This window comes from Mycobacteroides chelonae, from assembly GCF_016767715.1.
Taxonomy (GTDB): Bacteria; Actinomycetota; Actinomycetes; order Mycobacteriales; family Mycobacteriaceae; genus Mycobacterium; species Mycobacterium gwanakae.
In genome coordinates, this window is record NZ_CP050145.1 from 2,242,453 (window position 1) to 2,255,954 (window position 13,502).

At 64.6% G+C, this 13,502-nt stretch carries 9 protein-coding genes; 7 read left to right on the forward strand and 2 right to left on the reverse strand.

The window, feature by feature from the left end; translation table 11 throughout:
• Positions 1-163: 163 nt before the first annotated feature.
• Together HBA99_RS11075 and HBA99_RS11080 are read left to right on the forward strand one after the other, a co-directional pair.
• A complete protein-coding gene (locus HBA99_RS11075) occupies positions 164-6,553 on the forward strand; it encodes a type I polyketide synthase (protein WP_070951049.1) in 6,390 nt (2,129 codons plus the stop codon).
• Between the two features lie 75 nt (positions 6,554-6,628).
• The gene (locus HBA99_RS11080; protein ID WP_030095653.1) at positions 6,629-7,348 is read left to right on the forward strand and encodes a thioesterase II family protein; all 720 of its coding nucleotides are present in this window, start codon (positions 6,629-6,631) and stop codon (positions 7,346-7,348) included.
• 20 nt (positions 7,349-7,368) lie between these two features.
• Here HBA99_RS11080 and HBA99_RS11085 read toward each other — a convergent pair whose 3' ends face one another.
• On the reverse strand, positions 7,369-7,734 hold the full coding sequence (locus HBA99_RS11085) for a hypothetical protein (RefSeq protein WP_030095654.1): 366 nt from the start codon (positions 7,732-7,734) through the stop codon (positions 7,369-7,371).
• A gap of 257 nt (positions 7,735-7,991) precedes the next feature.
• Between HBA99_RS11085 and HBA99_RS11090 the strand changes: the two genes are divergently transcribed.
• The 5 genes from HBA99_RS11090 (at position 7,992) to HBA99_RS11110 (ending at position 12,176) form a co-directional block, all read left to right on the forward strand.
• Positions 7,992-8,321 carry a hypothetical protein gene (locus HBA99_RS11090; protein ID WP_030095655.1) on the forward strand — a complete coding sequence of 110 codons (330 nt, stop codon included), beginning with the start codon at positions 7,992-7,994 and terminating at the stop codon, positions 8,319-8,321.
• A 136-nt stretch (positions 8,322-8,457) separates the two neighbouring features.
• Positions 8,458-9,291, forward strand: coding sequence for an ABC transporter permease (locus tag HBA99_RS11095; protein ID WP_030095656.1), 834 nt, complete (start codon positions 8,458-8,460; stop codon positions 9,289-9,291).
• A gap of 10 nt (positions 9,292-9,301) precedes the next feature.
• Positions 9,302-10,051 (forward strand): ABC transporter ATP-binding protein, encoded by a 750-nt coding sequence (locus tag HBA99_RS11100; RefSeq protein ID WP_070924438.1) that lies wholly within the window; start codon positions 9,302-9,304, stop codon positions 10,049-10,051.
• Positions 10,032-11,057 (forward strand): ABC transporter substrate-binding protein, encoded by a 1,026-nt coding sequence (locus HBA99_RS11105; RefSeq protein WP_070951048.1) that lies wholly within the window; start codon positions 10,032-10,034, stop codon positions 11,055-11,057. Before HBA99_RS11100 ends, HBA99_RS11105 begins: the two co-directional genes overlap by 20 nt.
• 21 nt (positions 11,058-11,078) lie before the next feature.
• On the forward strand, positions 11,079-12,176 hold the full coding sequence (locus tag HBA99_RS11110) for an LLM class flavin-dependent oxidoreductase (RefSeq protein ID WP_057967054.1): 1,098 nt from the start codon (positions 11,079-11,081) through the stop codon (positions 12,174-12,176).
• Here the strand turns inward: HBA99_RS11110 and HBA99_RS11115 are convergent.
• Entirely contained in the window at positions 12,173-13,060 is an 888-nt protein-coding gene (locus HBA99_RS11115) for an SCO6745 family protein (protein WP_070924436.1), read from the reverse strand. The genes HBA99_RS11110 and HBA99_RS11115 overlap by 4 nt on opposite strands.
• Between the last annotated feature and the right edge of the window lie 442 nt (positions 13,061-13,502).

Genomic DNA, 13,502 nt, shown 5'->3' on the forward strand with positions numbered 1-13,502 from the left:
GTGTTGCCAATCAGACGGGTACAGTCCGAACTCCACGGAATGACACGGCAGGCGCAGCATCGTTAGTGGTCAAGATGATTCCAGATGAGTTCGAACTGTCTCGCTATTTCGGAAAAAGTTCCATCGTCTCCCGATAGTTCAAAAACTAGGAGAGGGCCGAGCATTGGTTGCAGTGGCTATCATTGGCATCGGATGCAAATTTCCCGGAGGAATTGGTGATCCGGAGAGTTTCTGGAACTTTGTGTTACGCAAAGGCGACGCCGTCGTCGATATTCCGAAGGATCGCTGGGACGCGGATAAGTACTACGACCCAGATCCCGATACGCCGGGCCGGATGTACACGCGGCGAGGCAGCTTCCTGACCCAGAGTTTCCGACGGTTTGATGCGGATTTCTTCGGGATCTCGCACCGTGAGGCTGCCGTTCTGGACCCACAGCAGAGGCTTCTTCTCGAAACCACCTGGGAAGCCCTCGACGACGCAGGCATCGCCGGACAGGCGCTGGGCGGGAACGTGGGAACCTTCATCGGCGGTTTCATGAACGACAACATGATCAGTCGGGGCCTGGCCCGAAACCTGGAGAAGATCAACAACTTCGCCGCCTTCAGCGCGTCGCAGACGTTGTTATCCAACCGAATCGCCCACGCGCTCGACTTCTGGGGGCCGAGCATGACCGTGGACACGGCATGTTCGTCCTCTCTGGTCACCACGCACCTGGCGGTACGGGCGGTCGCCGACGGTGAGTGCGATGTGGCGCTTGCCGGCGGAGTGAACGTCATGTTCCAGCCGGAAACGTTCATCACCATGTGTAAGGGCAGATTCCTCGCGGCCGACGGCCGCAGCAAGTCGTTCGACGCGGCAGCAGACGGTTACGGCCGTGGCGAGGGCGTCGGAATCGTGGTGCTCAAGAACCTCGAGCAGGCACAGCGCGACGGTGACCATATATATGCGGTGATTCGCGGCAGCGGGGTCAATCAGGACGGCAGGACTATAGCGCTGCCCGTGCCAAATCCGGTGTCGCAGCAGCGGCTTGCGGATCGCGTGATCAAGGAGGCGGGCATCGACCCGGCCTTGGTGGGATACATCGAGGCGCATGGCACCGGTACCAGCGTGGGCGACCCGCTGGAGGCGCAGGCACTGGGGCACTCGTACGGCAAGGTTCCCGGTCGCACGCAGCCGCTGGTGATCGGCTCGGTGAAGAACAACTTCGGCCATACCGAGGCCGCGGCGGGTGTCGCAGGTTTGATCAAGGCCGCGCTCACCGTGCAGCGGCGGACCATCGTGCCGCAGGTCGTCCTCGACAAACTCAACCCTGAAATCCCGTTCGACGAATTGCAGATCCGTATCCCGACCGAGGTCGAGCCGTACCCGGACCTGCGAGCTCCCGCATACGCGGCGGTGAACAGCTTCGGCTACGGCGGGACCAACGCGCATGTCATCGTGCAGGCGCCACCCGCGGCCGCCGAGCCGCAGGCTCCCGCACGTGACAGCATTCGGATCTTCCCGGTCTCCGCCCGCAGTGGGGCAGCGTTGCACGAGGTCGCCGGACGGTACGCCGAGCTGTTGGACTCAGATCTCTCTGAGGAGGGTGCGCAGCGACTGAAGACCGCGGCCACCGGCCGTCGGGCACAGCATTATCTGCGTAAGGGCTTCATCTATCGCGATGCCGATGACCTTCTCGCGCAGCTGAACTCCTATGCGGAAAGCGAGGAAGCGGCCCCGGCGCGTGCTCTCGTCGAGGGCATCTCCGATCCCGTGTTCGTCTTCAGCGGGATGGGCCCTCAGTGGTGGGGGATGGCGCGCGGACTGTTGCAGACCCCTGGTGTCTTCCGTGACACCGCCGCCGAGATCGACGCGGTGTTCCAGGAGATCTCGGGCTGGTCGGTGATCGCCGAGCTGCTGCGGCCCGAAGGGGACTCTCGCGTCAGCAGCACCGAGATCGCCCAGCCGGCAAATTTCTTGGTCCAGTCGGCACTGGCAGAGCATTTGCGGCAGTTCGGGATCCGGCCCACCGCGGTAGTAGGACACAGCGTTGGTGAGGTCGCCGCGGCGTACGTGAGCGGCGCGTTGTCCTTGCGCGACGCCGCTACGGTTTCCTTCCATCGCTCCCGGCTGCAGGCCAAGACAGCGGGCTCGGGCGGCATGCTCGCGGTCGGTCTGGATGCCGAGGAAGCCCAGCGCCGGGCCGCGCGCTTTGGAACGGCAGTGTGCGTCGCGGCGATCAACAGCGCCGCGGCAACCACATTGTCCGGTGACTCCAAGGCCCTGCAGACACTGCACGATGAGCTCGCAGAAGACGGGGTCTTTGCCCGGATGCTGCACGTCGAGGTTCCGTATCACAGCCAGCTCATGGACCCGATTCTCGGGGAGCTCGCGACCTCGCTGGCAGGCCTTGCCCCCCGGCAGGCAGACGTGCCGGTCTACTCGACCGTCACCGGTGAGAAGATCGACAGCGCAGCATTCGCAGACCCGGACTACTGGCTCAAGAACGTGCGCGAAAGCGTCCTGTTCGCGAAGGCCATCGACACCCTCATCGAGGATCGGTACCGGGTGTTCCTGGAGCTCGGACCGCATCCGGTCCTGCTCGGGAATATTCGAGAAAGCTTTGTGCGCCACAGTGTGTCCGGTGCCGCAGTCCAGACCTTGCACCGCGACCAGAATGATGAGCAGTCGGTGCTGCAAGCCGTCACGGACCTGTATGCGGTGGGCGCCATCGACGCGCCCGGCGAGGCCGGGCTCTACGAGAACGGTTCGGTCCCGCACATGGACCTGCCGAAATACCCCTGGTCGCAAGAGGAACTGTGGGAAGAGGACGCCCTGACGTTGCGTGCGCGCTACGGCGACGCCGATCGGTTCGCGCTCCTGGGCGACCGGGCGGAGGCGCTGACGCCACAGTGGGAGGTCACCCTGGCCGCCGCGAATCTGCCCTGGCTGCCCGACCACACTGTCCTCGGCTCGATTGTGTTACCGGGAACCGCGTACCTCGATGCCGCGCTATCGGCCGTGCGGCAACGCTCCGGCCGGGGCCAGGCGGGCTTGGACTCGGTGGTCTTCGCGGTGCCTTTGGTGGTCGCCGAACATGACGCGCCGATTACCCGTCTCACCGTGGACGAGCCCACCAAGCGGTTCACCGTCAACGGCCGCTCCGCGCATACCCAACTGTGGACGGCACATGCCAATGGCAGGCTGGTCGAGGCGAATCTGGGGACCTTACGGATCGAGGTTCCGGCACAGTCCGAGTTCGACAGGATCTTTGACGGCGAAGACGTCTACAAGGGATTGGCCGCGGTCGGGCTCTCCTACGGTCCCGCCTTCCAGCGAATCCAGAGCGTGCGCATCGGGTCGGCCGGCTGCGTTGCGCAGCTGACGACTCCGGAAGCGGTAGACGCTTCGGGGTCGGCACTGCGGCACGCCGTTCATCCCGCGCTCGCCGATGCCGCCCTGCAATGCATCGCGGTTCTCTTGGCGGCACGTCCAGAGCTGGATGTGCCTCCGACGGCGCATATCCCGGCCTCGGTGGACCGGGTACGCCTGTACCACGAGGTGCCCCAGGACCCGATAGCGTTCGTCGAGATCACCAGCACGCAGCCGCTACGTGCGAACGCCTATCTCGCTTCGCAAGACGGTGAAGTCGCCCTGGCCTTGACGGGAGTGACGCTACGGCCCGTGGGATCGGCGTCGGACCCGCTGTCCGAACTTGATCAGTACTTCTACGAGCCTCGTTGGGAGCCTTTGGAAGAGGAAGCCGAGGGACAGCCCGCCGCCGCACCTGCCCCGTCCAGAAGCGCCGCCGCGCCCGCCGCCCGGGCCGCGAATGTGATCGTCGAGATCGGCAATGTGGCAGCCGCTTTCGCAGAAGGCGCCCGCCGTGCGGCCAGCACCGGTGCCGTGATCCTGAAAGCCGACCCGGGAGCAGATCTCGCCGATGCTTTCGCGGCAGCGTTACACGCGGACACCTACCTGCGTGTCCTGGCGACCGTCGGCACCGGAAAGACGTTGGTGGAGAACTTGCATCAACTCGTCACGATCGCCCAGGCGTTACGGGTGGTTCTGGAAGCCGAGACCGAACGCGGTGTCGTGAGTCCGGATGTGCAGGTGGTCGTCGTGAGCACGCGCGCCTTCCTGGCCCCGGGCGACAGTGGCCTGGACCTCGATCAGACCGCGCTCGTGGGAGCGCGCCGGGTGTTGGCCAACGAGCAGCACCCCGCCAAATGGTCCCTCTTGGATCTGCCCGATTCAGCCACGCCGGACGAGGTAGCGGCGGAGATCGGCGCGATGAATAGAGCCGAAGAAGTCGCGGTGCGCGCGGGTGAGCGGTGGACCCAGCGGATGCGCCGGTCACTGTCCGAACTCGTTGCGCCGTGGGAAGAACCATTCGAGCCCACCGACCCGGAGGTGGCCTACGAGGTACAGATTCCGGACACGCGCACGCTCAAGGACATCGCGCTGCGCGCATGCGACCGTATCGAACCGGGACCCCGGCAGGTCGAGGTCCGCGTCGAAACCGTAGGACTCAACTACAAGGACCCGCTGAAGGTCCTGGGAATCCTGACGGAGCGCGAGCTCGGCGAAACATATTTCAAGCTGGAGCCCGGGATGGAGGGATTCGGTGTCGTCACACGTGTCGGCTCCGCGGTCAACGAGCTCAGAGTCGGGGAGAGCATCGCGGTGGCAGAGCGTGGGCTGCTGCGACGCTACCTGACGTTCGATCTCGATGGCGGTGCGGCATGGGAACGGATCGACGAAGAGCACCTGCAGCGTGAGGATTTCGATCCGCTCGCGGTGGGCTCGGGTGTCCCGTTCTTCACGGCGGGTTACGCCTTCTACAAACTCGCCGATCTGCAGCCCGGTGAGACCGTCCTGATCCACGGTGCGGCGGGTGGCATGGGCATGGGCGCGGTGCAGATCGCGGTCAACATGGGCGCGGTTGTCTATGCGACTGCCGGTAGCGAGGAGCGCCGTCGCGCGGCGCTCGAGCTGGGCGCAACCGCGGCCTTCGACTCGCGCTCGGTCGGGTTTGTCGACGACATACTGCGCGTCACCGAAGGACGCGGTGTCGACGTGATCTACAACTCGCTGCCCGGCGAGATGATCGCCCAGAACTTCGCGGTCGCCGGGGAGTTCTGCCGGATCATCGAAATCGGGAAGGCGGATATCTACTTCGGCGGCGCAGTGGATCTCAAGGCCTTCAGCGGGAACTTGTCGTTCCACGCGATCGACATGGACCGCATGCTGCGGCTGCGGCCCGAGACCTTCCGCGAGCTCCGGCGTGAATGCACCGAGATGCTTACCTCCGGCAAGCTCACCCCGCTGCCGTTCACGAGATTCCCGATCGAAGATGTGGTGGGAGCGTTCGAAGCGGTGTTCCGGGCGGCGCACATGGGCCGGATCGTGCTGGATCTGCGGGATCAGACTCCAAAGCTACTGCCGCGCAAGCCGGATACCGCCCCGGTGCGCCCCGGCCACTCCTACCTCATCAGCGGTGGGTTCGGCGGGTTCGGGTTGGCCACCGCACGCTCGTTGGCCAGGGCCGGCGCCACCCACCTGATCCTTGCGGGTCGCAGCGGCGCCACCACGGAGGTGGCGCGGGCGCAGATCGAGGCGTTGCGCGCCGCCGACGTCGACGTGTGGGAAGAGCGGATCGATATCAGCGACTACGACCAGGTCTCGGATCTGGTCGCGAAGGTGGAAGCGTCGGGACATCCGCTGCGCGGAGTCTTCCACGCCGCCGCGGTGGCCCATGATGAGGTGCTGGCGGATATCAGCGCGGAGTCGCTGTACAAGGTCTTCGCGCCGAAGGTCGATGGTGCCCTGAATCTGGATAAGGCCACGCGCGAGCACGATGTACCGCTCGACCACTTCGTGCTGTACTCCTCGATCAGTGGTCTCATCGGCATTGTTCCGCAGGTGACGTATGCGGCCGCGAACAGCGTGCTGGACGGGCTCGCTCAGGCACGGCACGCGGCCGGGCTGCCCGCCCTGTCGGTGAGCTGGGGCGCGATGAGCGGAGGTGGGATGGCAGAGGTGGAGGCCATCGTGAAGTTCCTCGACTCCGTCGGGTTGCGCCGTCTCAACATGGATCTCGGGGCGACGCTCATGCACGAGTGCTCCCGATTCCAGCTTCCGCATGTCGCTATCGCGGGCGTTGACTGGGGAGTCTTGCGCACTCCGTTGCCCTCGACAGCCAAGAGCACACGTTTCGCTCATCTCTCCGCGGAAGCTGCTGCGGTGTCGAACGAACAGGCCGCCTTCCGTGCGGCGGTGCTGGCCCTGCCCGAGGAGGAACGCGGCCCGATGGTCACCAAGGAACTGGCCAAGGAACTCGCTAATGTCCTCAAGGTTGACGTGGACAGCATCGATCCCACCGGGCCTATCGCCGATCTGGGTATCGATTCCCTGATGGCGGTGGAGTTCGCCGCACGGGCCGGTAAGCAGTTGAACATCCAGATCAGTGCGTTCCAGTTCACCCCGGATCTCACGCTTGAGGCCGTCGGTGCCCGCGTCGCACTACTCATTGCGCAAGGGGTCGGCGATCCCGAGCATGACGCGATATAGAGGATCGGCGTGACTGTTGCGACTCCGCTCGAATGTTGGTGGTGGCCAAGGGCATATCAGCCGTCCCTGCCCACCGTGCTGTTTTTCCCGGGCGCCGGGGCCAATCACGCCGGCGAGCAGCACCTGGTCCCGCATCTGGCAGGGGTGAACTTCGGGGTGTGGCGGATGCCGGGGCGCAGCACCCGGTCCACCGAGCCCTCCCCGGAGAACCTGCGCGCACTGTCGGAGGACTGTGCGGCGGCGATCGTCGGGCTCGGTTGCCGTCGGCCGGTTCTCGCGGGAAAGAGCTTCGGCGGCCTGTTCGGTTACACGGTCTGTCAGGCATTGGAGTCGCGGGATTTCGCCGTGGGCCGGTTTGTCCCGGTGGTGAGTGGGCATCCGTCCTTGTGGCGCATGGATGCTCTCTACGCCAAGACCCGGGGCCACAACCCGAAACAGCACGCACTCTGGAGGCTCACCAATGACGAGCAGCGCGGGGCGTGGCCACCGAAGAAGATAGCGGACGAGTCATTGCTGGAGCAGGCGCGGCTGCATGCGGTGATCGATTTCAGTCTTGGCCTGCAATCGATCTCGCGCCGCCGGATCAAGACGGCGATCACCGAGGTGAGCGCAAAGGATGACGAGGTGATCCCGAAGTTTGCGCCACCGCGCCGATGGGCCCCGTACACGAAGGGGGAGTTCACAAGCATCCTCGTGACCGGCGGGCACTACTTCTATTGGTCGAACCCGCAAGCCTTGGCGACCATTTTGACGCACGAGGCCGAGCTGGCCCTCGGCGGCTCGTACTCCTACTAGCCGCCGGAGCCGCCGTCGTACTACGGGGTTTCGCGTTGGCAGTCCGGGCCGGTGTACTGCCAGTTCGGGTTGCTCGAGTACTCGCAGCCCGGGCCTACGTACTTCCAGTTCGGGGCCGGAGGCGGCAGTTGTCCGCCTTCGCCGCGCCAGTTGGGTCCTGCATACCGCCAACCCCACTGGCTGAACCAGCTGTCGGGGTTGACACAGCCCTCCATGGTTCCCGGCCCCCAAGGGGGCGGGGGTGAGGGATACGGTCCGTTGAAGCACACATCCGCGGGGGCGGGGCTCGGCTGTGCCGACGCCAGGCCCGCGTTGATGACAGCGACCGGAGCGGCGATAACACCCGCCGCTAGCACGGCCTGCCCAAGCTTGATGATCTTGTTCATCGCACAACCTCCGACGTTGGATGCCGCTGTGATTGGGCAAGATTAGCGCACAATTATCCGTTTTCCTTGCAATTGTGCTAATTGCGCTCGATCGCTTTGCACGACGTGGCGTCAGTCGTGTCGCACCAGCTCTCACCAGTCATGTCGTCCGTTTTGGTGATGCCGATTTCTCACATCCGCCGACGGTCAGGCGGTTCGCTGGTACCGAGCGGACCTTGCGCGCCTGGCGTCGCGAGCCACCGCTACGCTTCCAAGACGTGGCACGTCGCAAACACGCTCAACCCTGCAAATGGTGCGGGCGTGAAGTCGACGACGCGGAACTGGGCAGGCGACGCCAGTACTGCCGACAATCCTGCCGTCAGCGCGCTTATGAGCAGCGTGCCGCCGTCAAGGGCACCTCGGTGCCCGCCGATGCCGTGGTGCTTACGGCCGATGAGGCGACGGACCTGGCCGACCGGGTGTATCAGGCGCGGTGTGCGGCCGAGGATGTTGCCACCGCGGTCGAAGAAGGTGCGACCCACGATGAGCTGCGTGAGCTGTGCGAGGAACTGCTGCGCGCCGCCAAGGCGGCAGACGGCTGGCGCTGATTTCTGTCGTTTTCCCGGGATAGGGATACCCGTCGAATCAGCGCGATATTAATTCTTCACCGAATCCGAACGCGCCCATAGTGTGTCAACACTGTCGATACGCAGCCGCCGACCCGTGAGGATTCCTGAGCTTTTCATGACCACCCGTAATACGTTGGTGGCCACTGCGGCGACTGACACAGATGCCCCCGTTGCCACCCCGTCGCGGCGGGAGTGGGTACTCAATCGGCGGTGGGAGATCGTTCGATTTCTCTCACCGTTCGCGGTGCTGCTCATCTGGCAGGCGGCCAGCGCCTGGGGGCTGATCGACCCAGAGATATTGCCCGCCCCGTCGACAATCGCTCACGCCGGAATCGAATTGATCGGCAACGGACAGCTTGCCGCCGCACTGCGGGTATCCGGCCTCCGCGCCGCCGAAGGACTGCTGCTGGGCGGTCTGGTCGGCGTGGTACTGGGGGCGGCGGTGGGCTTGTCGCGCCTTGCCGACGCCGTGGTGGACCCGACCATGCAGATGATCCGGGCGCTGCCACACCTCGGACTCATCCCGTTGTTCATCCTGTGGTTCGGCATCGGCGAGCTGCCCAAGGTGCTGATGGTGGCTCTTGGAGCGGCTTTCCCGCTGTACCTCAACACCACCTCCGCGATCCGGCAGGTAGACCCCAAACTTTTCGAAACCGCACAGGTGCTTGGGTTTTCGTTCTGGCAGCGTTTGCGTGTCATCGTCGTCCCCAGTGCGACTCCGCAGGTGCTTGTCGGGTTACGGCAGTCCCTGGCGCTGTCCTGGCTGACGCTCATCGTCGCCGAACAGATCAACGCCGACGCCGGGGTGGGATTCCTCATCAACAATGCGCGCGATTTCCTGCGCATCGACGTCATCATCTTCGGGCTGGTGGTCTACGCGCTGCTGGGCATAGTCACGGATGCCATTGTGCGAGTGCTGGAACGGCGCGCACTGCGGTACCGATCATGAAAGGCAGATCATGACAGCGGTTTTCGAGCTCGCAGACTTGTCGCGCCAGTCCGCCACCCCGGCGGCGGAGTTGACGTCGGTCACCAAGTGGTACGGGCGTAATCGCGTTCTCGACGACATCTCGCTGCGGGTCGACCGTGGCGAGATCGTCGCCCTGGTGGGCCGCAGCGGCTCGGGTAAGTCGACGGTGCTCAGGGTGCTGTCCGGGCTTGCCGGTGACCACGACGGTGAGCGCGTGGTGTTGGGCGCTCCCGCCGTGGCCTTCCAGGAGCCGCGACTTTTCCCGTGGCGCTCGGTGCGCGATAACGTGCTGTACGGACTCACCCGCACCAAGTTGTCCAAGGTGGAAGCGCTCTCTCGCGTTGACCGGGCCCTTGATGAGGTGGGGCTTGCCGACAAGGCGCAGGCCTGGCCGCTGACGCTCTCGGGTGGGCAGGCACAACGTGTTTCGCTGGCGCGTGCGCTCGTCGCGGAGCCGCAGCTGCTGTTGCTCGACGAGCCCTTCGGGGCACTCGATGCGCTGACACGGCTCTCGATGCACCGACTGTTGCTGAACCTATGGCGAGAGCACGAGTTCGGGGTGCTGCTGGTAACCCACGATGTGGACGAGGCGATATCACTGGCCGACACCATCCTGGTGCTGGACGAGGGGCGGTTGGTGCACACATTGCGCATTCGCAATCCGCGTAAACCGCAGGGCAAGCACGACACCGAAACCGAGAACTATCGAGGAGAGCTTCTTGCGCAGCTTGGTGTTTAAGTCCATCGTCAGCGCGACAGCGATCCTGCTGTCATTGACGGCCTGCACCTCCGGCCGCGACGATAAGGGCGATTCCGCAGTGCCGCAGCTCGTCCCGCTCTCGGAGCTGTCGAATCTCACGCTGCGTGTGGGTGATCAGAAGGGTGGCACCGAATCGCTGCTACGCGCGGCAGGGGAACTGGACAACGCGCCGTACAAGGTCGAATTCTCCACCTTCACTTTTGGCCCGCCGCAGATCGAGGCGCTGACCGCGGGCAAGATCGACTTTGCCGTCACCGGCAACACACCCCCGATCTTCGGGGCTGCGTCCAAGGCGAGAATCAAAGTGGTGTCTGGTTATACGAATGACGCCTCCGGTGACCAGATCCTGGTTTCCGACACATCCCCAATCCGATCCGTGGCAGATCTGCGGGGGAAGAAGGTCGCTGTCGGGAAGGGGAGTTCGGCGAACGGTCATCTGCTACTTCAGCTGCAGAAGGCCAATCTCACCATCAAGGACATCCAGCCGGTGTTTCTGCAGCCCGCCGACGCGTTTACCGCACTGAGTCAGGGACAGGCCGACGCCTGGGCGATCTGGGACCCTTACACGGCGCTGGCCGACAAACAGCTGAAGGTTCGTACCCTGGTGACCGCTACCGGCGTCGCGAACGGATACGGATTCGGCGTCGCTTCGCAGGTGGCACTGCGTGATGCTCAACGCAATACCGCACTGTCGGACCTGGTGCAGCGCATCGCGCGTGCCAGCGCATGGGCCCAAGCCCATCCACAGGAGTGGTATGGAAAGTATGCCGCCGCAATCGGAATCGACCCCGCCGCAGCTGAGCTGGCACAGTCACGCAGCCTGCGACAACCAATACCGCTTACCGACGAGGTGACGGCCTCGGAGCAGACGCTGACCGATCTGTTCGCGCAGTCGGGCCAGATTCAGAGCAAGCCCACGTTCTCTGATTTCGTCGATAACCGGTACAACGATGCACTCAAGCAGTACTTCACCAAGTCCCAATAACCCACAAGGAGAGCAATTCCCGTGGCCGCCAAGTTCTTCTGGTTCCTGCCCACCAATGGCGATAGCCGTTCCATTGTGGGTGCCTCGCACGCGTCCTCGCATCACACCATCCCGGTGGGTTACCGCGAACCGAGCCTGCGCTACCTCGGCGAGATCGCCCGCGCTGCGGACCGTTTGGGCTTCGAGGGTGTGCTGACGCCCACCGGCACCTGGTGTGAGGATGCGTGGCTGACGGCATCGGCGCTTCTGGAGCAGACCGAACGTCTGAAGTTCCTGGTCGCCTTCCGGCCCGGCCTGGTGCCACCCACACTCGCCGCACAGCAGGCCGCCACCTTCCAGCGGTTCTCCGAAGGGCGCCTGCTGCTGAACGTTGTCAGCGGCGGCGACGACACCGAGCAGCGCCGCTTCGGCGATTGGCTCACCCACGACGAGCGTTATGAGCGGACCGGGGAGTTCCTGCAGATCGTGCGGGACATCTGGAAGGGTGATCCCGTCGACTATTCGGGCAAGCACTACACCGTGACCGACGCGCGGGTCTCGGAGCCGCCAACACCCTTGCCGCAGCTGTATTTCGGAGGCTCCTCTCCGGCCGCGTTGCCCATCGCGGCCGATCATGTGGACGTGTACCTGACGTGGGGCGAGCCGCCTGCCGCGGCCGCGGCGAAGATCGAGACGGTGCGTGCCCTGGCGAAGGAACGCGGGCGCACCCTTCGATTCGGCATCCGGCTGCACACGATCACGCGGGATACCTCCGAGGCGGCCTGGGCCGTCGCCGATTCGCTCGTGGCGGAGTTGACCCCGGAGCAGGTGGCGACGGCCACCGCGTTGCATTCGAAGTCCGAATCCGAAGGCCAGCGGCGCATGACGGCGCTGCACGGCGGTCGGCTCGACAAGTTGGAGATCTACCCGAACCTGTGGGCCGGTGTCGGGTTGGTGCGCGGCGGTGCGGGTACGGCGCTGGTGGGCAGTCATGAAGAGGTCGCGAATCTGATCTCCGAGTACCACGCGCTCGGGTTCGACGAGTTCATCTTGTCCGGATACCCGCACCTTGAGGAGGCCTATTGGTTCGCCGAGGGTGTGCTCCCTCTGCTCAAGAAGCGGGGAGCGCTGGCGGCCTAGGTCAGATTCGCACTTTCGTTATCGAGATCGTTGCGCCGCAACCCCATTGGTGTCGACGCCGGTAGGTCGCCGCCGGCGATGACCCGCCGGGTGATGGGGGTGAGTGCGTGAAAGAGCGCCTCCACCTCGGTATCGCTGAGAATGTCGAATACCGGCAGCGATACCCGGTCGGTCCGGTTCTCGATATCGGTCTTGAGCGCGTGTCCCTCTGACGTCAGCTGGGCACCGTCGTCGAGTAGGCCGCGCCGAGTCAAGCCCTCTTCGAGTGTGGTCCATTCTGACTCGTCGTAGTCGCGGCTGCGCATGATGTCGGCCTTGGTGGCACGGCCCGCCGCAACATGAAACACGTTCGATTCACGGCCATCGATGCCCGCCGCGACCAGGGCCGCGACGTGGGCATCGCCACGCTGTTCGCGTAGCAGGGTGGCGGCGTGCCACAGCGTCGCCAGGGGTTCGTCGGGCCAGGGCACGGCGGTCAACGCGGCGTAGAGGGGACGCCCCGCGGGCGAGGCGTTGCGGGCCGCCCTGCCCAGCAGTTCCGCTGCGGCGCAAAGATTTTCGTCATCGGTCAGGCCATAGCGCCGTAACGCCGCGACAGCACCGGCCTGCCGGGCGGACAGTGCCTGTTGCGGGCTGACGGTTTCCCAGGCGCCTTCGAGTGACTTGACGACCCGGAATGAGGCGAAGTTGTAGAACACGGCCTCGACGAGCCGGGGGCACACCATGCCCAGGGGTGCCGAACGGGTGGCAAAGTATCCGCGCCAGAATCCGCGGTAGCCGAGCTCGTCGGCCGCGGCGCGCGCCTCGGGTGCGAAGTAGGTGATGCCGTGGATGGGTTCGAACCGGTCGTAGAAGCGACGGGCGAGATCGATGGGTCGTGCCATCGCTCAAGTGAATCACGCGATACCGCGGCATCAATGGGAAACACGCGCGGCTTTCTTCCCGGCTTGTCTTCTCGCCATATACATTTCGGCACCATGATGGCGATATCGCAATAGATGAGCCAAGCCAACGACTCGGCGTAAGTAATGGGTTTGCGCCGCGCATACCGAATGCCCCATCCCAGGGTGGGTAATGCGATGACGACGCACAACGCAGGAATGGTCGAAAAGCCCTCGAACGCCGAGGTCATCGCGGCGGCGCCGATGGCCACGGTACAAATCGCTGTCAGGATGGAAAGCGCGCGGCGCAGACCGAATTGCTCGAGCACCTCGACATTTGTCTCAAATGTCTGTTTGTCCGTGAGCGGCGCAGGGCGACGATGCATGACACGCGTGCACCACGCCATTTCGTTTCCGCAGTGTTGGGTTCAGTGAACCATGACCC

Coding starts and splice junctions, on each gene's coding strand:
- HBA99_RS11085 (WP_030095654.1), bottom strand. CDS start 7,734: ATGAACAAGATCATCAAGCTTGGGCAGGCCGTGCTAGCGGCGGGTGTT.
- HBA99_RS11100 (WP_070924438.1), top strand. CDS start 9,302: ATGACAGCGGTTTTCGAGCTCGCAGACTTGTCGCGCCAGTCCGCCACC.
- HBA99_RS11095 (WP_030095656.1), top strand. CDS start 8,458: ATGACCACCCGTAATACGTTGGTGGCCACTGCGGCGACTGACACAGAT.
- HBA99_RS11115 (WP_070924436.1), bottom strand. CDS start 13,060: ATGGCACGACCCATCGATCTCGCCCGTCGCTTCTACGACCGGTTCGAA.